Genomic DNA, 19,335 nt, shown 5'->3' with positions numbered 1-19,335 from the left:
GTTAGTTTGTCGCCAATCATATTCACTTTACTAGCAGTCGGAGCATTTGGAATTTTGCTCATTATAAATCATTCATGGGAGAAACACAGACCTTAAAGGCGCATTACGAAGCGGTATTCTACCATCAACTGACTAATCACTTGAACGATTAGCTCGCTGACTTGGAATCCACTCGGTCAAGGATTAATGGGAGGCAATAAAGAAGCGCCTGTCAACACGCAGATGGGTAGCACTTCTGAGAAATCCTATTTGAAAGGGTATAAAAGTCGATAGGATTAAGCGAATAATGGAATTTCATAAAAGGCTTTCCGTAAGATCGGAGGCCTTTTTCTATTGAATTCACAAGTCGGTGAACCAGCTAAAGGAAGCCTATCGGTAAAAAATGACCATGAAAAGTATGATATACTTAGAAAATATCAAAGAAACATAATTTCCCAACAACAACAAAATAACGGGTATTTCTATGCGTTGAATAAAGTGAAAATTCTAATGGTTATGGATTTACGGACAATAAAGACAATTAATGTGCTCTAGTATTTAAAGAATGCGGATTAGATAACTTATGAATGCGGCAGGTTTCCGCGCTCTTAAGTCGTCTTATTTTTTTAACAAGATAAATGCTTTTAACAAGTATAGTTGTCGAATCAAGCTTCAATTCAGCTAGTGGTTTTTAAATATAGAAGGGAGGTGTTTCAATGGAAAAGTGGCTTCGATTTCTTGAGGTAAATGCTCCGCGTATTTTAGAGCTGACAATTGATCATGCTGTGCTGGTTTCTTTAGCAATTATCGTGGCACTTTTAATTGGTATTCCACTTGGTATTTACTTGACTACGAACCAGTACCTAGCAGACACAGTTCTTCAAATTGCTTCTATTACATTAACAATTCCAAGTATCGCACTTTTTGGCGTAATGATTCCTATTTTTTCTCTTATCAATCAAGGAATTGGCTTTGTGCCAGCTTTCGTTGCGCTAGTCTTGTATTCACAACTGCCGATTATCCGCAATACGTATACGGGCATCAAAAACGTTAATCCAGAAATGCGCGATGCTGCGATTGGCATGGGTATGAAAACGCATCAGCGCTTGTTGCGTGTCGAAATTCCAAATGCTATGCCCGTTATTATGGCAGGCGTACGAACAGCTGTCATCATGAATATCGGGATAGCCGTCATCGCTTCGTATATCGGCGCGGGCGGCCTTGGGGTTTTAATTACACAAGGAATTAGCAGAGGTGACAACTACTTAATCATCAGTGGCTCTATCGCTGTTGCAATACTCGCCATCATTGCAGATTCCATCTTATTATTGATTCAAAAACGTTTTACCATTAAAGCGTTAACCGATTAACTCCAGAGAGGTGAGCATATGATTTCATTTAAGAATGTAGCAAAACGATATGGTGACGAGATCGTAGCCGTCAACGATGTTGATTTTACTGTTGAAGAAGGAAAAATCGTTGTATTGCTCGGTCCTTCCGGCTGTGGAAAAACAACGCTATTGCGAATGGTCAACCGGTTGGAGTCTATTTCAGAAGGCGAAATCATTATTAATAATGAAAACTCCAAAGATTTAGATGCCATCGAGTTAAGAAGGAAAATTGGATACGTCATTCAAAGCAACGGGCTTTTTCCTAATATGACAATTGAAGAAAACGTTATGCTCGTTCCTGATCTTTTAGGGTGGAGTAAAAAAGATAAGCGTGGGCGCTTTGAATATTTGATGAAACTGATTGGACTAGATGCCCATGATTACGGCAAGCGCCTGCCGCACGAATTGTCGGGTGGTCAGCAGCAACGTATCGGGGTTGTGCGTGCGCTTGCAGCCGATCCGCCTGTCATGCTAATGGATGAACCTTTTGGTGCACTAGATCCCATTATCAGAGACAAGATTCAAGAAGAATTTCTACAAATTCAGCGAGAAGTGAAAAAAACCATTCTGTTTGTCAGTCACGACATTGACGAAGCGATCAAAATGGCAGATAAAATCGTACTTTTGCGTGACGGAGAAATTATGCAATTTGATACGCCTTCGAAAATGTTATCGCATCCCAAAAATGAATTTGTCTCTCAATTTTTTGGCAAAGATCGCGCCATTAAAAGTTTAAGCTTACACACGGTAGAAGATTTACAAAAAATCATTGGACTTGGTCCGGTTGACGAATCGATTCAAGATACGAAAACGATCAATATCCATCAGGATTTACGCAATACGTTGTCGATGCTGATGAATCAAGAAGCAGATCAAGTAATTGTGAAAAACGATCAGAATGAAAATATTGGCACAATCACAATCGATCTTGTTCAAAAATACCTACATTTCGAAATAAAAGGGAAAATGTCCGCATCTCAGGAAGGGTGATTCGGTGAATCGAAAAAAATGGATAGGCAATATTGTCAAATACGCGCTTTATGCATTGGTCGCCACATTCTTTATTTGGGCAGTTGCCAATAGCTATTTTGACTACATCTTTACTCAATCAGGAACATTTTTGGTGTTGCTGAGACAGCATATTGTTTTAGTACTGGTCTCTTCAATTCTCGCTATTTTGATAGCTGTACCAGCAGGCATTCTCATCACTAGACCCAAATTCAAAAAAGCCGAATGGTTGGTTTCCAATGTCGCCAATTTGGGACAAACGATTCCCAGTCTAGCAGTTCTGGCATTAATGATTAGTATTTTAGGTATCGGTTTTAAATCGGCCGTTTTTGCATTGTTTATTTATTCGATCCTGCCAATTTTCAGAAACACAGTGGCAGGCATTGACTCTATTGACAAGAATATGATCGATGCGGCAAAAGGGATGGGAATGAAACCTTATCAGATTTTATTTCGTGTCGAGCTTCCTAATTCGGCTTACTCCATCCTTGCCGGCATCCGAACGGCTGTTGTCTTGAACATTGGTACAGCGGCTCTAGCCTATGTGGTTGGTGCAGGTGGACTTGGTGTTTGGATCTTTACTGGGATTAACTTATTTGATAACGGCTTCCTGATTTCTGGAGCCATCCCTGTAACTTTATTGGCGATTTTAGCTGATTATATTTTGCGTAAAATCGAATATCTCGTTGTGCCAAAAGGATCGAGGCGTATTGAGGAAGCTTAGCAATAGGGATAGGAGGTATTGAAATTTGTCATGAACTTACTCAAACTGGTCCCTCTGCTGATTGCTGCGGTGATCTTGTCGGCCTGTTCAGGAATAGGCGTGACCGGAAAAGAAGTGACGGTCGGGGGAAAAAACTATACGGAACAATACTTACTGTCAGAGATGACGGCATTCTTATTAGTAGATGAAGGCTTTAAAGTCAACCAAATGAACAACCTTGGCAGTAGTGTCGTTCGTTCAGCATTAGAAAATGGTCAAGTAGACATGATGTGGGAATACACGGGAACGGCACTTATTACGTATATGGGCGAAGAATCCATTGCTGACCCCGATGCTGCTTTTGAAAAGGTAAAAGAAAATGATATCAAAAACGACATCCACTGGATGAATATGTCGGGTGTCAACAATACCTATGCGCTCGCGATGAGAAGCGAACAATCAGAAGAACTCGGCATCAAATCCATCAGTGATCTTTCAGACTATGTCAACGAAAATCCTGGAAAGTTGACGATGGCCGCTGATGCTGAGTTTGCAAATCGTTCAGACGGCTTGCCAGGTGTAGAAGAGACCTATGGTTTTGAATTTGGTTCTAGCCAAGTGCGTCAAATGGACTTAGGATTGACGCAACGGACATTAGACAATGAGCAAGTTGACGTTTCAGTAGCCTTTGAAACAGATGCTACGATCAGAAATTATGACTTAGTCGTGTTAGAAGATGACAAACGATTCTTTCCGCCATACCGAGCAGCTGTCGCGATCAATCAAGAAGTGTTTGAAGAGTACCCAGAAATTGAAGAAATTACAGCTCGCTTGGCAGAAAGCCTAAACAGCGACATTATGAGAGAACTGAATTACCTCGTCGATATTGAAGGGCAAAGTGTTTCTGTAGTTGCTTACGACTGGCTTGTTGAAAATGACTTTTTAGAAGAAGAGTTGCTGGCTGTAAAGTAGAAAAAGAGAAAAACGTACTCTGTTTAGAGCTGTTACAAAGCTCTAAATGAAAGTACGTTTTTTTGTGGGGAAATTTGTAACGTTGTATACCAAATTGTGTCCGGTTTTTACAATAAGGGATGAGTGTAAACATTTTTTATGTGACTAATAGATTATCTGAATTAAACCAGCCACCAGATTTCTTTGGAAGAGATTTTTATGGTTGGTTTTAGTTGAGGCTAGGATCTGTTTTTAATTCGCTAGTAAACAGCGTAATTTGGACAGTATTCATCCCTATTCGGACAGTATTCGCTGTGAAACGGACAGTATTTCTACTAAACTCGACAGTATATCCAAATAAATGGGAATTATTAGAATGGAATAAGTAGAAAGCATTGATTTCAAAAGAGTTTCACGCTACATACGAAATCTATAGCAGTAAAACCTCTACAAAATCTGGAATTTCTCTTCATTCTGCTCGTAATTACGAAAAAAGGATGCACTATTTTGTGGCCAATCGTAGTTACGCTACTAGTAGTTGTAGAATTAGGCATCTTGTTCAATAAAATTATAAAAATAATGGAAGATGATAAAACCTGTGGGAACAAAAAAACACTGAATTTAGCGCTATTTTAAAGCTCTAAATTCAGTGCTTTTTTATATTGAAATAAAGAAGTAACCCTATATGTTCTTCACACTCTCTTAACAATCTTTACGAATCGTTAGTAAAGACTCCATACTGGCTCAATGTTTGTTCGTTATGATTATTAGTGTAATCAAACAAAAACAAACAAAAACAAATAGGGGGTTTCAAAATGGTCTTTAAGCAAATTTTAAAAAAGAGTGTGTTGGGAATTATGGCAGTAAGTGTATTGGCGGCATGCTCTGGTGATAAAGAAAGTGTAAGTGCACAAGTTGATGGAAATTCCTTAACGAAAGAAGAAGTCATCGAAAAAGCAAAAGTAGAAGGCGAAGTAAATTCTGTCGGCATGCCTGACACATGGGCAAACTGGGTAGAAACGTGGAGTGAAATAGAAACTGAGTTTGACATAACTCATACCGATACAGATATGTCGAGTGCAGAAGAATTGGCAAAGTTCGAAGCGGAAAAAGACAATGCTTCTGCTGATATGGGCGATGTCGGAGTCGCATTTGGACCGATTGCTGAAGAAAAAGGATTGACGCAAGCGTATAAAACAAGTTACTGGGAGGATATTCCGGAATGGGCAAAAGATGATGAAGGGCATTGGATCGTTGGCTATACCGGAACGATGGCATTCCTAACCGATACCAACAATGTTGAAAATCCTCCGAAATCTTGGGAAGACCTTAAAAACGGTGAGTATATTGTAAGCATTGGTGATGCCTTAACGGCAAATCAAGCACAATTTGCTATTTTAGGGGCAGCAATGGCTTTTGGTGGAGATGAAAAAAATCTGCAACCAGGTATCGACTTTTTTGCGGAATTGGCGGAACAAGGACGTTTGCAAGGAGATCCAACAGTCGCAAACCTTGAAAAAGGCGAGATTGATGTTGCCATCATGTGGGATTTCAATGCATTAGGCTATAGCAATCAAATCGATGAATCCCGATTTGATATTGTCATTCCTGAAGAAGGATCCATTATGTCAGGTTACGCTACAGTAATTAACAAGTATGCTCAAAATCCTCATGCTGCGATGTTGGCAAGAGAGTATATTCTGTCAGATGAAGGACAAGAAAATTTAGCAAAGGGCTATGCTCGTCCTATTCGTGAAAATGTAGAACTTTCCTCAGAAGTAAAAGCAATGCTATTACCGGATGAAATGTATACCAACACACAGCCAGTTAAAGACCAAGCGGCTTGGGAAGAAGCAACTAAGAATATTCCTCAAATGTGGCAAGAACAGGTATTAATCCATGGCAACTAATCGCGTGGTTCTGATTGTTATAGATGCACTTCGGTTTGATACGGCTTGTAGCCATATGGGGTATTTACAACATTTAGTAGAACATGAAAAAGCTGCGCGTTATAAAGTGCGCTCAGAAGTTCCATCACTTTCCAGGCCTTTATACGAAACCATTTTGACAGGTACACCTCCTGTCGTCCATGGGGTTAATAGCAATCGAACGGTACGGTTATCCACGCAACAAAGTTTATTCCATTTGGCGAAAGACAGCGGGAGAACAACGGCCGCTGCCGCCTATCATTGGGTAAGTGAATTGTATAATTCCGCTCCTTTCAATGAAATTCAAGATCGCATTCAACTAGATACGGAATTGCCGATTGAAAATGGGTTTTTTTACTTTGAAGATCATTACCCCGATAGCCATTTGTTTGCGGAAGCCTCGTGGCTCATGGAAAAAAAACAACCTGATTTTCTTTATATTCACCCGATGAACGTAGATGATGACGGTCACAAATTTACTGCGGATTCAAAAGAATACCGGAATCGGGTACTTGCCGTGGATGCATTGTTATCAACGTTTATCCCGTTGTGCAAAGAAAGCGGGTACGACATTATCATTACGGCGGACCATGGAATGACGGCAGATGGCAATCATGGCGGAAATACAGCGGAGGATCGCCATGTGCCATTGTTTATAGTCTCAGAAAAAATAACTGCGGGAATATCTGATGAACTCGTTTCACAATTGATGATTGCGCCGTTAGTCTGTCAGTTATTAGGAATCGAACCGTCAAAAGCCATGATGCCTTTAAAAATGGAAGAATGTCTTCGTGCTTGAATTGTAGTGCTTACGATAGTTCATGTACCTAGATATAAAAAAAAGTAAAATGACAATTTTAATGGAAGCAGTGATCATTTGACACCTAAAAATAAATCCTTATTTTTACTTATTCCGTTCATGCTGTTAATCGTGATGTTTTTTGTTTTGCCTTTAGTGAATATGTTCTTATCGAGTTTTACTGACAGCGAGGGCTTTACGTTAAATCAGTACAAAACGGTTTTGTTCAACAGCTATATCTTACAAGGATTCAAAAACAGCATTACGTTATCGGCTGTTTCTGCGCTTGTCGCGCTTGTCGTTTCGTTATTTGCGGTTTACGCAATGATGCGCTTTACAGATCCCGTAAAAGAGCGAATTTTAGTCATGATTAATTTGACATCGAATTTTTCAGGTATTCCACTGGCTTTTGCATTTATTGTGTTGCTTGGCAACAGTGGGCTGTTTACCTTATTGTTTGAGAAATGGAACATAGATGCGCTTGCTTCTTTTTCTCTATATAGCTGGAGCGGCTTGCTACTGATTTATATTTATTTTCAGTTGCCATTATCCCTCATGCTGCTGTATCCGATTTATTATGGAATTCAACAGCAATGGAAAGAAGCTGCTGCCTTATTAGGTGCGAATACAGTTCAATTTTGGATGAAAATTGGTATTCCAGTGATGCTCCCAGGAATTGTGGGGACTTTTAGTGTGTTGTTTGCGAATGCAATGGGCGCTTATGCATCGGCCTATGCGTTAACGGGAAGTGACTATAATTTAGCAGCTATCCGAATTGGAACGTTGCTATCGGGTGATATTTTTGCCCAACCGGAACTGGCCAGTGCCATCGCCGTGTTACTTGGAGCCACGATGATTTCGGCAATGGTTCTCAGTGAATGGAGCATTAAGAAAACGAGGAGAAATTTATGATAAAGAAAAAGGGAGTAGCTGACTTGTTCTTGCTGTTTCTCATGTTGTATTTACTATTGCCCATTGTGGCCACTGCGCTTTATGCTTTTGCGACGGAATGGAACAGGACAGTTTTACCAGAAGGGTTAACTTTTAAATGGCTCGCGATTCTATTTCAAGACGTGGAGTTTATCCAAGCGTTTGGACGTTCGGTATTGTTGTCAGGGAGTGCTGTAGTTCTTGCTTTTTTTTTCGTAGTCCCCGCAATATTTGTGATTGTGCTGTATTTTCCGAAATATGAAAAATGGATGCAAACCATTGTTGTGTTAGTTTATGCCTTCCCGGGTGTTATTTTAGCGGTTGGCTTGATCCGTACATATACGCAACTAGGGATACCGATGATTTTGGCAGTGTTAGGTGTCTATATCATCAGTATTTTTCCGTACATTTATCAAGGAACTCGCAACAGTCTTAGAAATGTTAATGCCAAACAATTATTAGATGCAGCGGAATTATTAGGTGCTTCAAAACGTCAAGCTTTTGTTAAAGTCTTGCTGCCGGCCATATATCCAGGATTATTTGTTGGTGCTTTGTTATCGTTCTCGATTTTATTTGGAGAATTTGTGCTGATTAACTTAGTTGTCGGCTCGCGATTTGAAACCGTTCAAATTTACTTGATGGAAAAATTGAGTACAAGCGGACATATAGCAAGTGCCGTTGTCTTTGTTTATCTTGTTTTAATGGGGATTTTGACATTGGCGATCTCCGTGTTGACTAAACAATCGAAAGGTCTGGTGAAGTCATGAGTTATGTTCAAATAGAAAACTTGCAAAAAAATTACGGCACCTCGACGGTTCTTTCTTCGATTGATATGTCGATTGAAAGAGGAGAATTCGTTACCCTTTTAGGGCCGAGCGGTTGTGGAAAAAGCACCATTTTACGAATACTGGCAGGGTTAACAGAAGCAACGTCTGGTAGTGTGAAAATTGAAGACAAAAACATGGAAAAAGTTCCGACCAAAAAACGTGAAATAGGCATGGTGTTTCAATCCTACGCCTTGTTCCCTAATATGACAGTGCATGAAAATGTAGCGTTCGGCTTAACGATCAATAAAACACCTGCGGCAGAAATCAAAAAAAGAGTGAAAGAAATTTTAGAAGTTGTTCACCTATCCGATAAAGAAAAAGCATATCCTCACGAATTATCCGGCGGTCAACAGCAACGAGTTGCTTTAGCGCGTGCGTTAATCGTTAAACCGAAAGTGTTACTTTTAGATGAGCCATTAAGTGCGTTAGATGCACAAATTCGAAAAAAACTGCAAGCGGATCTGCGTTCGATTCAAAGTCAAATGGGGATTACGATGATTCTCGTGACGCATGACCAAGAAGAAGCGATGGCCGTCTCTGACAAGATTTTCGTCATGAATAAAGGCGAAATTGCGCAATGTGGAACGCCTACTGACATTTACACGAAGCCCCAAACTGAATTTATTGCAAATTTTATCGGACATTACAATGTTTTCAGCAAAACACAATTAGAAGAGCTGATTGGAAAAAACTTAACGAAAACAGGCGACAAACTAGCCATTCGTCCGGAAGCAATATCGTTTGAAGGAACTGACGCTGACTACCGGATAAAAGCGGTTGCTAAAAAATCAGCCATGAGTGGAAATGTTATTCGAACGGTTTTTCTGTCAGGAGACCGTGAGTTTTCTGTCGAACAATTGCACCGTCGCGGACAGTCTATCGAAGTTGGAAAAGAATACGACTGCTATATCTCTCCGGAAGATGTGATTTATCTGCAATGACCTACTTAAAAATGGAGAGATTTCAATACATAGTTAAGCAATTACAAGAAAAACAGAAAATATCGGTCGTGGATATTGCCGAACAGCTGGACGTCGCACCAGAAACGATACGTAGAGATTTGGGCGAATTGGAAAACCGCCAATTATTAACTCGAGTTCACGGAGGGGCTATTCCGTTTTTGAAACTTCGAACGGAACCGCAGTTTAAGCGGAAACTGGATATGCAAAAAAGAGTCAAGCAACTAATTGCAAAAGCCGCTGCTAGCCGTATTGAAGATGGGGATACCATTGGCGTTGATGTAGGAACGACCACTGTGCATTTGGCCGATTATTTGGAGGGCGTGCACAACTTAACGGTCGTAACAAATTCGCTTGCTGCTGCCGAACGTTTTAATCTAGCATTAGAAGAAAGGCGGATAACGGGAAAAGTATTGTTACTCGGAGGCATCACCAATCCGGCACAGTCTTCAGTGGCAGGACCGGTAACTGTCGAGTGGTTAACGAAAATGAGTCTCGACAAAGTTTTTTTATCGTGTGGCGGAGTGAAAAATGGAACTGTTTTTGACTTTGATATGGATGAATCAATCGTATCGTCAAAGATGGTGAAACAAAGCAACAGCAGGATCTTATTAACTGATGCAACTAAAATCGGAGAACAATCGTTTTACAGCATCTGCAGTTTGGACGAACTAACAGAAGTGCTCTGTGATCAATCGTGTCCAGAAGACTGGTCGGAATACGAGTCGCTGTGGACAGTCGTGAAAGGTGGAGTAGAATAATGAAAATGGATTTTCATGTTCACTTAGAAGAAGGACCCTATACAGTCAAGTGGTTGGAACGAACGGCTAAAACTTTGTCATCTTTTGGAGCACCGGCCGATTTAGAAAAAGGGTCAAAAGCATTCATGCGCTGGCAAACAAAGCAATTGCAAAAGCGAGTTGACCAAGGTTGCTTTAGCAGTTTTTGGTTGGATTTGTATTTAGAAAAGGCAAAGCAATTAGGTTTGAAGAAAGTTGGCATCGTGGATCATTTATACCGCTTTAAAGAAACACGGAGTTATTTTGAAAAGAATATGATTTTGGATCCTATACACCCAATCGGAAGGGCTCAATCAGCGTGGTTAAATCATGTCATGACCGAAAATATGGTTGATTTTGTTGAGGCAATCGAAAAAGAAAAAGAAAAGTGGCGGCTGCAAGGAATTGAGTTAAAACTCGGAATAGAAGCAGATTATTTTGAAGGATGCGAAACAGAACTAACCGAATTATTAGGAGAATACGCGTGGGATTTTGTTATCGGATCTGTTCACTTTGTCGATGGTTGGGGATTCGATAATCCTCAAACTGCGGATGTGTTTCTAAAATATGATTTAAAAGAATTGTATAATCGGTTTTACATCATAGTAGAAAACGCAATTCGTTCAGAGTTATTTGATTTTGTCGCTCATTTGGACAACTTAAAAGTCTTTAACTACCAAGTACAAGATATAAGCTTCAACCAAGTATGGCATGAAAAGATAGCCAACGCACTTGTCGAAACAAACACGGCAACTGAAGTGAATGCGGGGCTGTATTATCGGTATCCAGTAAAAGAGATGTGTCCAGGACCTTCTTTTTTAACAACTTTAGTAGAACGAGGAGTCGAATTTACCTTATCTTCTGATAGCCATTACCCCGACGATCTTGGGAATTACACTGCGGATAACAAGGAAATGTTGAAAAAACTAGGTGTGAAAAGCTTAGTAAGCTTTGATCAGCGAGCAAAAAAATCTCATCTTATCTAATTTAGCGACCCTAAAAACGAAATAATGAACAAGAAAACCAGATACTAAAATGCACTGAACCCTAAGCTTAAGGTTCAGTGCGTTTTTAATGTCACGATCATGTAGTTGCAAGTCCGTCATACTCACCTATTTTGTGTTCTGATATTGAACCTCCAACTTCATTATGAGAATTATTATACGTATGCGCAACATTGTCGCCATTATAATCTAATGTATCAAAAATTGGATCGCCCTCTGTAGTTCTTGGAACAATACAAATTTTATCTTCTTTTTCATTTGTAAGATTTCGGGTAAATGCTCTGAATTTATCCGAATTAACGATGAGTTCTCCTTGCTCGAACACCATGTCGCTATCCTAACAGGATTACAGGAACTTTAGAATAGGGCCAATAAAATGAAAGACAAAACTTTTCGCAACACGTAACCCGCTTACATAGGGACAGCCTGAACTTATAAAGTTCATTTTGTAAACAGTATAAAATAAAGATGGGTTATAATGGAAAAAGTTCTGTGTTAAGATAGATTCAAAGAGATGAATTTACTCTGTGGAGGTGTCAACATGAAACTCGTAATCGAAGAACTAAACAAATCCTTTAACAACAAACATGTGTTAAAAGGCATCAACTTAACGATTAACTCAGGACAGATTTTTGGTTATTTAGGAAGAAACGGTGCTGGAAAAACGACATCGATGCGAATTTTGATGGATGTGTTTGAGGCGGATACCGGTTCGATTACAATAGACGGCAACACATTCAAGCCGACCGATTATCGCATTGGCTATTTGCCTGAAGAACGCGGCATGTACTCGAAATTCAAAGTAAAAGATCAGTTGATTTATTTTGCGGAGTTGCGCGGGGCAAACAAAAAAGATGCCGAGCATTCCATGAAAAAATGGGCAGAAGAATTTGGCATTGCGATTTATTTAGACCAAAAACTCGAGACGCTGTCTAAAGGGAACCAACAAAAAGTGCAAATTACGCAAGCGTTTATTTGCGAACCGGATATTTTGATATTGGATGAGCCATTTTCTGGGCTGGATCCGGTAAATTCAAAAATTTTCCAAGATTCGTTATTAAATTACATTCGTGAAGATCGCATCATTATTTTTTCTTCCCATCAAATGGGGTACATCGAGTCGTTTTGCGATGACATAGCCATTATCAACAACGGCAAGATTGTATTAGGTGGAGATTTAAACGACATTCGAAAACGAATGGGCAAAGGCAAGCTGCGCTTACGGTTTGCAGACCAAGACAACTTGAGTTTTCTGTCAGGCTATGACTACACCCTTGAAAAACAAGACATTATTTTAACGCTTCAACCAAACGAAACGAAACGCTCGTTTGTTGAAGACCTATTTAGCCAAGGGATAGAACTCACAATGTTTATGGATTACTTACCAAGTCTTCAAGAAATTTTTATTGAGAAAACAGGTGATCAAAATGAAAAAGCTTAAAACCGTTTTTACGTTTGAATTCCTTGGCATGATACGAAAGAAAAGCTTGCTCATTACCACGGCCATCATGTGCATCATTACACTGCTCATCACCACCATTCCGAGCTTCATGATTTGGTTTGGAAGTGACGAAGAAGAAGACACCGCGAAAAACGAAGAATTTGTCGTCGTTTATGCAAATAAAGAAATTAAAGACGCCGTCAGTCCGGTGTTCGGAAAAGAAAGCTACGCAACTGAAGACGAATTGAGAAAAGCTGTACAAAACGAAGAAGAAACAGCCGGGTTTGTCGTAAAAGATTACGACAGCTACACCTATATCTCTTTTGACAGCACGACGGATTCGACCGAACAACTGGTTTTTGAATCGCGGTTAAAGCAACTGAACGAAACGCGTTTGTTTGAAGAAAAAGGCATCGACAGTCAAGAAGTCCGTGAAATTTTAGCACAACCAATCGAACAAGAAACGGTGTTTCTCGGAAAGGATGCCCAGTCAGGCACCGCCATTGCGTTTGCAGTGATGATCACGATGTACATGCTCATTCTGCTTTACGGGGCGAACGTCGCGACATCCGTAGCGAGAGAAAAAGATTCCCGTACAATGGAGTTGCTCATTACCTCAAGTAATCCCCGAACCCTCATTCTTGGGAAAGTAGGAGCCGTTGGGTTGACTGGAATGCTGCAAGTCGCTGCTATCCTATTATTTGGGGTCATTGGATTTATGGTAAACAAAGAAAATTACCCGCAGTTTGTGTTAGACCTGGTGCAAGGATCAATGACAGCGGACGTATTGCTCGTGTACATCTTGTTCTCCGTAATGGGGTATATTTTATACTTGTTTATTTACGCCGCATTAGGCAGCTTGGTGTCCAAAGTAGAAGATGTTAACTCATCCGTAACACCAATTACGTTCTTGTTTATTTTGGCGTACTTTGCCGCCACATTTGCGATGAACGCACCTGATAACGCAGTCGTAAAAGTCACTTCGTTTATCCCATTTATCTCACTATTTACGATGCCGATTCGGTATATGCTGACCAGTGTGCCGATGACTTCTCTGCTCATTTCAAGTGTGATTATGGTGGGGACCGTCGTCTTGTTCGCCGCGTTATCGATTCATATTTACAAATTCGGTTCCTTGAATTACGGCAACCGCCTCAAGTTCAAAGACGTCGTCAAATCGTTCAAAAAATAAAAAAAATCTTGCGAAAGCAAGGTTTTTTTTATGGACAAATGAATTTCATGCCTTCGTGGCTTGCGATAAATCCTAATCGTGCATAAAAACGATGAGCATCCTTCCGTTTTTTATCTGTGGTTAACTGAACGAGTCCGCAATGTTCAGCTTTGGCAATGGCCATTGCTTCTTTAAACAAAGCTTCGCCAATTTGGGTTCCACGCTGATTTTGAGCAACACGCACACCTTCAATTTGGGCGCGTTTCATGCCTTGCCTTGCTAGACCCGGAATAATCGTCAGCTGAAGACAGCCAATAATTGAAGCTCCTTCAACAGCTAACAGGAGCTGGTTTCCAACTTGAGCTTCTATCGCGTTAAACGCTTCGATGTAAGAGTCTGGCAAAGGAGTTTCATACCGTTCACGCGTAGTACCCAATTCGTCATCTGCTAGAAGCTGAACAATGTTAGGTAGGTCCTCTATAACAGCTTTTCGGAAAATCATTCGAAATTCACTCCTTTTTTATTTGACGACTTTACGATTGCTAGCTGGATGATTTTTCTTGTAATTTAAAATCATGAGTGGCATGCCAAGTATGGCTGCAATCAAAACCGGTACAAATCGGTTGTTTAGCAGGCAGTAAAGAAGTACGATGGCGTAAATTGTCATAATTAGCGAGTGGTAGGCGTAATATTTTTTCAATTCTAGTCCTCCTGTTCTATATCCATCCTTGATCCAAAGTAAAGCTCGAGGTAGCCGTCAGGACGAAGACCTGTTCATCCGAGTAACCAAAAAAGCGCTGACGATAAAATAATAAATAGCCAAAATAGCTAGCGCGTCTGTTGCGACAACGAGTAACTCACCATTTCGAATGACAAATCGCCACAGCAACGAACTGAACAGAAATAGTACGGGAAACAAAATGAAGTAACCTACGAAAACCAATTTTGGGTGGTTCATGCGCATTCACTCCTATGGCCTCAACACTAGCTGGAGATGAACCAACACTCAAGCTTTAAGATTTTTCCATTTTCACGTCATCAAAAGCCTTATGCACAACGCGGGCGTACAGAAACTTCGCAGGGTACAACGCTAGAATAATAGCGACTACTTGAATGACGGTCTTGCTCCATCCCGTCATGTGCAACAGATCCAAGATTAAAAAATTAGCGAGCAGAATAAGCCCAAACACAACGGCAACAGCAATCGCCAATGCGAATGAAAGCTGCAGCCAGTGAGAAGACGACAACTTTCCAAGTTTTTTAATGCTGCCATCGCGAACAGAAAAAGAAAGATGAGCTAAGGGAAGCAACAACAAAAACCAGCTCGAATAACCAAAACCAATCCACGAAACCGCGATTGCGAAAAGAAGTCCCCATCCCATCAAGTTCCATGCTTTTTTGTTCATGTGTCTGTTCCTCCTTGGTAAAAATTCAAAATGTCTATAACCTTATTACGAATCAGCTGCGCATTCGTTTCATTGTTTCAAGCAAAATGCCTAGGGCTAAAAAAATAGACTTATTCTCTGGAGTTTTTCTAAAATGTACGCACAGAAATAGCAGGGAAGTGATACAATGAGAACGTGCGTTCCTTTCGGTAAGGAAGGAACCTGACCAGAACGTGTATGTAACAAAAGGAGAGTGTGCCCATGAAAACTACAGGAATCGTAAGAAACACAGACTCACTTGGACGCATCGTCATTCCGAAAGAACTGAGAAGCGGAATGGAAATGAGCGTTGGAGATCCCGTGGAGATTTTAGTAGAAGAAGATGTGATTGTGTTGAGAAAATACCAACCCGCCGGTGCTTGTTTGGTAACAGGTGAGGTATTAGCGGAAAACAAAGAATTTGCGCCAGGGCTCACCTTAAGTCTGACAGGCGCGCGCATTCTCTTGCAAGAGCTGCAAAACAAGAAAGCGAATCTTGGATCAACAAAGAAGGCATGACCGAAATCGTTAAATACATGGGAAGTGAATGAAGAAAAGACTGTCAGAGCATCAAAACCCGGCAGTCTTTTTCTAATGGAATGATTTATCCCGATTTTTGCGTTTCTCCGTATGTTACGAATAAAGTTAGTAAAAATGCAAAAAAAGATTAACAAACTTCTCCCTAACACATGTGGAAGTTTGCGAAGGTAAAATGATGAACAGCAAAATGCAAGTAACCAAAAATGTATAAAATGCAGGATTGGATGAGTAAATGAGGAAATAAAACGACCCACCGTGATTCGCATTGTGAAGAGGCATGGTGGGTTCTGTAAGCTTCACTATATAAAAGTGGCTACTCTTGGATCTTCTCAACTCGATCGGCGTGACAACGCAGCCAAGCTGATCGACTTTCCTCATAATACAGGTACTCTTCATCATAAGACTTCTTCATTTCTGTAATCATCATACTCTTACTCATTCTACTTATCATGAAGCAACGCGTCCAATTTATGAACCGCTTGGAAGAGGTTATAGTCCGAGGAGAAACCAATTGATATAAAGATTTTCACGGCGGTCATTCCAGTCAAATGCTTACTGTGGAATATGAAAAACAGGTGCAGCCTATTGAAGCGCATGCACCTGTCTTCTTATTCGTAGATATCTTTTCGATGTCTAACATCGATAATGGTAATAATGATCTTTTCGTCTTCGATCAACGCTAGAATACGGTAATCACCAACCCGATAACGCCACTTGCCTTTGTGGTTTGCAACCAATGCCTTGCCCTGTATTCGTGGATCGTCGGTATCCTTCAAGTTCTTTTCAATCCAGCCAATCAGGAGAGAGGCCTGGTACCGGTCCATCTTTTTTAATTTCTTCAACGCGACATCTGAGAAATGAACTGCATACATGGTTGGTTATAAACCCAATTCTTTTTTGACGTCATCCAAGGAATGGGTTGTTTCCATAGTGGCAAGGAGCCGGTCAAAGTTTTCGACATCCAGTTCATCTTCAATCTTCTCGATGATGGCATTCCGCATCAAATCCGAAACAGATGTGTTTTTCAGTTTGGCGTAGTCGCGGATGAGTTTGCTGTCGCGGTCATCCACACGCAAAGAAATAGTGGCCATGAATAAAACCCCCCTTTTGCTCTTTGTAATACATTGTATTACATTTTGTTTTGTTTGTAAAATGATAGATTTTGAATTCTTGTATACAGCGATTCTCGTTGAAGTTCAATACATATACGCAGTTTGATAGAGAAAATAGAGGAATATGAATATCTATTAAAAGGTCCTTGAGCGAGTTTTGATTAATTCATCCAATAATAAAACTTCTCGAAATCTGTAGAGAAAATAACTCGCTTATATTATGAAACAAATTAAAGTCATTAAGTAAATTATAACTACGACACAAAAACTAATGAGAATGCTTGGATTGTAGATAGTAGAACTATAGAATATCTCTATAGATTGTATAAAAGCGGTATACTAATGGAAAGTAGTACTAAAAGGAAGTTAAGTAAGGAAAGGAGGATGAAATGACTTAAATAATTAGACAATTTAAGTCATTTTAGCTATAATACATATGACAGAAATTTATTTTTCAAGAACTATCGACAATCAGCAACAAGTATTACCTTTCATTGAAAAGCTGGCAGAAGAGGATACAGATCTTGGAGTATTGATTTATCAGGGATTTGCGGATCTCGCAGAAGCGCCAGAAACAATGTTTCCACTAGGTGAAACAAAGCCTTATCGGATAAAACGCACTTTTCGTGGTCGCGAAGTAGATGTGGAGTTAGTAAAACGTCTTTCGGAACCTCGGATTTTTGAAATGAAGGCTGATAATGGAGCTGAATTTCATCGGTTTATTTACTTTCCTTATTATTATAAAGCAGAGCCTTGTTATGTATTTGTTTACGGATTTACGAAAGTCCACGGAAAACCAGATATGACAAATTTTTATATGCAAAGAGCAAAACAATTATATAATCATGTCAAACGGACGAAGCGAGAAAAAGACTTCTTTGAGGGGTGAGAAAAATGGCAACTTTAAATGATTTGAGAAACCGTCTGATACAGAATACGGCAATAAAAGAAGCATTAGAAAGCGCTGAATACAGTCGGAGTCGAAACGTCTTTAAAAGACGTATGGAATTAGGGCTTTCCCAAATAGAACTTGCTGATAAAGCAGATGTTACTCAGAAAACCATCAGCCGGATTGAAGGTGGCGACCAAGGGATACGTCCAAGTACAATTATAAAAGTATATACAGCATTGAATCTAAAGGAAGATGGGACTCCCCTTGCTAAAGAGTATGTTGTACATCATTAAAACAGTAAGGTAGGGTTTTGAAAGTGAAATTTGCATGTAAGAAAACAGAAAGGCTACTACAGTAGCCTTTTTTGTTTTATCTCCCTCAAAAATAAAATTATTATATAAGTACAGCCAATAGAGGATTGTCGATACTGATTTTCCGAGTAAAACCTTTCCTTTGAATTCACTTATTCCATCGAAATTTTTGTACTAAAACTGTCTCCACCACAACCTTAACTAAAAAGCTTTTCTCACAGACCATCCTAAATACGCGCCTTCATATTTCTTCGAATACAAAGACATAAGCTCAGTTTGGTAATCAATAACGGCCAAAGCGTCTGTTTTGGTTACTTTTAAATGGCTACACGCACAATTTTTCGTATCGACAAAAAGAGTGAAACCAGTTTCAGATAGTTCATTGATACACTCATCTGTCTTGTCATTCGGTATGACAAGCGTATGGGTGATGTGACAGGTATTGTCCTGAAATAAATCAATGTTCGTTTCTTTTACTTGTAGCTGGTCGGCTTTAATTCTCTTCTCTTTCTCATCAGTAGTTTCAACGTAAGTGTATAATCCTTCTTCAAAAGCATAATCTATTTCAATCCGGTTATAGTCTAAAATCCACTTTCTGAACTTATGATATAGGGGGGCAAGCGTATCCTTATTTAAGCCGAAAACGTCACATCCACGATCGTCATACATGTGAAATACGATGTCTTTTTCTGTGTTCATAAAGTATACAGATTCGCCAATAGAAGGATCTCGACCTTGCTCATAATTCCCAATGCCTTTCAGTATTTCTCGGTAGTTAATAGAGGCTAATTTTGCATAGACAATTTTCACGTTGAATTCATTTTTTAGTTCTATCGTGTTGCCTGTTAACTCGTCAACATCCTCATCGATATCGTACAAAATGTCCTCTTCAATCCTTTGGGTGCTTAGTAAATCAGTAAGATACGTTGGCGTGTTATTTCCAAACATACTATCTTCTGTCCCACCGTAATCTTTGATGTAAAGATAAATAAAATCGTCCGGCTTGAATACCTCTTCGAACAAGCTAGTCACTCTTGTCGTAACTTGATCGATTCTTTCGTCAGTTCCATTTTCATGCGGACTGCCTAGATCAAACCTTACATACAACTCACTCGTTAAGTCTGGGAAATTGCTTTCTAGGTACTTCAATAAGGTCTCTTTCATTCGTATTCCTTTCTTAAATGGA

Annotated in this window: 24 protein-coding genes; 16 read left to right on the top strand and 8 right to left on the bottom strand. The window is 39.8% G+C overall.

Features of this window, described 5'->3' with window-relative positions:
* Positions 1–695: 695 nt before the first annotated feature.
* The 11 genes from AJGP001_RS16300 (at position 696) to AJGP001_RS16250 (ending at position 11,240) form a co-directional block, all read left to right on the top strand.
* The gene (locus AJGP001_RS16300) at positions 696–1,349 is read left to right on the top strand and encodes an ABC transporter permease (RefSeq protein WP_008496180.1); all 654 of its coding nucleotides are present in this window, start codon (positions 696–698) and stop codon (positions 1,347–1,349) included.
* An 18-nt stretch (positions 1,350–1,367) separates the two neighbouring features.
* Positions 1,368–2,360 (top strand): ABC transporter ATP-binding protein, encoded by a 993-nt coding sequence (locus AJGP001_RS16295; protein WP_078080774.1) that lies wholly within the window; start codon positions 1,368–1,370, stop codon positions 2,358–2,360.
* A 4-nt stretch (positions 2,361–2,364) separates the two neighbouring features.
* Positions 2,365–3,102: an ABC transporter permease gene (locus AJGP001_RS16290; protein WP_071152822.1), complete on the top strand. Its 738-nt coding sequence runs from the start codon at positions 2,365–2,367 to the stop codon at positions 3,100–3,102.
* Between the two features lie 30 nt (positions 3,103–3,132).
* Positions 3,133–4,053, top strand: coding sequence for an ABC transporter substrate-binding protein (locus tag AJGP001_RS16285; protein ID WP_071152821.1), 921 nt, complete (start codon positions 3,133–3,135; stop codon positions 4,051–4,053).
* A gap of 794 nt (positions 4,054–4,847) precedes the next feature.
* Positions 4,848–5,942: an ABC transporter substrate-binding protein gene (locus AJGP001_RS16280; RefSeq protein WP_078080773.1), complete on the top strand. Its 1,095-nt coding sequence runs from the start codon at positions 4,848–4,850 to the stop codon at positions 5,940–5,942.
* Positions 5,932–6,759: an alkaline phosphatase family protein gene (locus AJGP001_RS16275; RefSeq protein ID WP_078080772.1), complete on the top strand. Its 828-nt coding sequence runs from the start codon at positions 5,932–5,934 to the stop codon at positions 6,757–6,759. The genes AJGP001_RS16280 and AJGP001_RS16275 overlap by 11 nt, the downstream gene beginning before the upstream one ends.
* A gap of 135 nt (positions 6,760–6,894) precedes the next feature.
* On the top strand, positions 6,895–7,671 hold the full coding sequence (locus AJGP001_RS16270) for an ABC transporter permease (RefSeq protein ID WP_245830301.1): 777 nt from the start codon (positions 6,895–6,897) through the stop codon (positions 7,669–7,671).
* Positions 7,671–8,456: an ABC transporter permease gene (locus AJGP001_RS16265; RefSeq protein WP_071152963.1), complete on the top strand. Its 786-nt coding sequence runs from the start codon at positions 7,671–7,673 to the stop codon at positions 8,454–8,456. The genes AJGP001_RS16270 and AJGP001_RS16265 overlap by 1 nt, the downstream gene beginning before the upstream one ends.
* Entirely contained in the window at positions 8,453–9,457 is a 1,005-nt protein-coding gene (locus AJGP001_RS16260) for an ABC transporter ATP-binding protein (protein WP_071152820.1), read from the top strand. The genes AJGP001_RS16265 and AJGP001_RS16260 overlap by 4 nt, the downstream gene beginning before the upstream one ends.
* Positions 9,454–10,236 carry a DeoR/GlpR family DNA-binding transcription regulator gene (locus AJGP001_RS16255; protein WP_071152819.1) on the top strand — a complete coding sequence of 261 codons (783 nt, stop codon included), beginning with the start codon at positions 9,454–9,456 and terminating at the stop codon, positions 10,234–10,236. The genes AJGP001_RS16260 and AJGP001_RS16255 overlap by 4 nt, the downstream gene beginning before the upstream one ends.
* Positions 10,236–11,240 carry a histidinol phosphate phosphatase domain-containing protein gene (locus AJGP001_RS16250; RefSeq protein ID WP_071152818.1) on the top strand — a complete coding sequence of 335 codons (1,005 nt, stop codon included), beginning with the start codon at positions 10,236–10,238 and terminating at the stop codon, positions 11,238–11,240. The genes AJGP001_RS16255 and AJGP001_RS16250 overlap by 1 nt, the downstream gene beginning before the upstream one ends.
* Positions 11,241–11,337: 97 nt before the next feature.
* Here AJGP001_RS16250 and AJGP001_RS16245 read toward each other — a convergent pair whose 3' ends face one another.
* Positions 11,338–11,586: a DUF4362 domain-containing protein gene (locus AJGP001_RS16245; protein WP_071152817.1), complete on the bottom strand. Its 249-nt coding sequence runs from the start codon at positions 11,584–11,586 to the stop codon at positions 11,338–11,340.
* A gap of 213 nt (positions 11,587–11,799) precedes the next feature.
* Between AJGP001_RS16245 and AJGP001_RS16240 the strand changes: the two genes are divergently transcribed.
* Positions 11,800–12,699, top strand: a complete 900-nt coding sequence (locus AJGP001_RS16240) for an ABC transporter ATP-binding protein (RefSeq protein ID WP_071152816.1) — start codon at positions 11,800–11,802, stop codon at positions 12,697–12,699.
* Complete coding sequence (locus AJGP001_RS16235) at positions 12,686–13,891, top strand: ABC transporter permease (RefSeq protein WP_071152815.1); 1,206 nt, start codon at positions 12,686–12,688, stop codon at positions 13,889–13,891. The genes AJGP001_RS16240 and AJGP001_RS16235 overlap by 14 nt, the downstream gene beginning before the upstream one ends.
* Positions 13,892–13,919: 28 nt before the next feature.
* On the opposite strand, the gene AJGP001_RS16230 is transcribed toward AJGP001_RS16235, so the two are convergent.
* From AJGP001_RS16230 to AJGP001_RS16215, 4 genes are read right to left on the bottom strand one after another with little or no spacing between them, the layout of a single operon-like run.
* Complete coding sequence (locus tag AJGP001_RS16230) at positions 13,920–14,372, bottom strand: GNAT family N-acetyltransferase (protein ID WP_071152814.1); 453 nt, start codon at positions 14,370–14,372, stop codon at positions 13,920–13,922.
* A gap of 18 nt (positions 14,373–14,390) precedes the next feature.
* Positions 14,391–14,570: a hypothetical protein gene (locus tag AJGP001_RS16225; protein WP_071152813.1), complete on the bottom strand. Its 180-nt coding sequence runs from the start codon at positions 14,568–14,570 to the stop codon at positions 14,391–14,393.
* A 57-nt stretch (positions 14,571–14,627) separates the two neighbouring features.
* A complete protein-coding gene (locus tag AJGP001_RS16220; protein ID WP_071152812.1) occupies positions 14,628–14,828 on the bottom strand; it encodes a hypothetical protein in 201 nt (66 codons plus the stop codon).
* A 55-nt stretch (positions 14,829–14,883) separates the two neighbouring features.
* Positions 14,884–15,276 (bottom strand): disulfide bond formation protein DsbD, encoded by a 393-nt coding sequence (locus AJGP001_RS16215; protein WP_071152811.1) that lies wholly within the window; start codon positions 15,274–15,276, stop codon positions 14,884–14,886.
* A 240-nt stretch (positions 15,277–15,516) separates the two neighbouring features.
* Between AJGP001_RS16215 and AJGP001_RS16210 the strand changes: the two genes are divergently transcribed.
* On the top strand, positions 15,517–15,813 hold the full coding sequence (locus AJGP001_RS16210) for an AbrB/MazE/SpoVT family DNA-binding domain-containing protein (RefSeq protein WP_071152810.1): 297 nt from the start codon (positions 15,517–15,519) through the stop codon (positions 15,811–15,813).
* A gap of 629 nt (positions 15,814–16,442) precedes the next feature.
* Here the strand turns inward: AJGP001_RS16210 and AJGP001_RS16205 are convergent.
* Both AJGP001_RS16205 and relB read right to left on the bottom strand, forming a co-directional pair.
* Positions 16,443–16,706 (bottom strand): type II toxin-antitoxin system RelE family toxin, encoded by a 264-nt coding sequence (locus AJGP001_RS16205; RefSeq protein ID WP_071152809.1) that lies wholly within the window; start codon positions 16,704–16,706, stop codon positions 16,443–16,445.
* A 6-nt stretch (positions 16,707–16,712) separates the two neighbouring features.
* Positions 16,713–16,925 (bottom strand): type II toxin-antitoxin system RelB family antitoxin, encoded by a 213-nt coding sequence (gene relB, locus AJGP001_RS16200; protein ID WP_071152808.1) that lies wholly within the window; start codon positions 16,923–16,925, stop codon positions 16,713–16,715.
* Positions 16,926–17,382: 457 nt separating this feature from the next.
* On the opposite strand from relB, the gene AJGP001_RS16195 reads away from it, so the two are divergent.
* Positions 17,383–17,835 carry a hypothetical protein gene (locus AJGP001_RS16195; protein ID WP_071152807.1) on the top strand — a complete coding sequence of 151 codons (453 nt, stop codon included), beginning with the start codon at positions 17,383–17,385 and terminating at the stop codon, positions 17,833–17,835.
* Positions 17,836–17,840: 5 nt separating this feature from the next.
* Positions 17,841–18,131, top strand: coding sequence for a helix-turn-helix domain-containing protein (locus AJGP001_RS16190; RefSeq protein WP_071152806.1), 291 nt, complete (start codon positions 17,841–17,843; stop codon positions 18,129–18,131).
* A gap of 219 nt (positions 18,132–18,350) precedes the next feature.
* On the opposite strand, the gene AJGP001_RS16185 is transcribed toward AJGP001_RS16190, so the two are convergent.
* Entirely contained in the window at positions 18,351–19,313 is a 963-nt protein-coding gene (locus tag AJGP001_RS16185; protein ID WP_071152805.1) for a DUF3885 domain-containing protein, read from the bottom strand.
* Between the last annotated feature and the right edge of the window lie 22 nt (positions 19,314–19,335).

Source organism: Planococcus faecalis, from assembly GCF_002009235.1.
Lineage (GTDB): Bacteria > Bacillota > Bacilli > Bacillales_A > Planococcaceae > Planococcus > Planococcus kocurii.
This window is presented reverse-complemented; position numbering and strand designations above follow the sequence as displayed.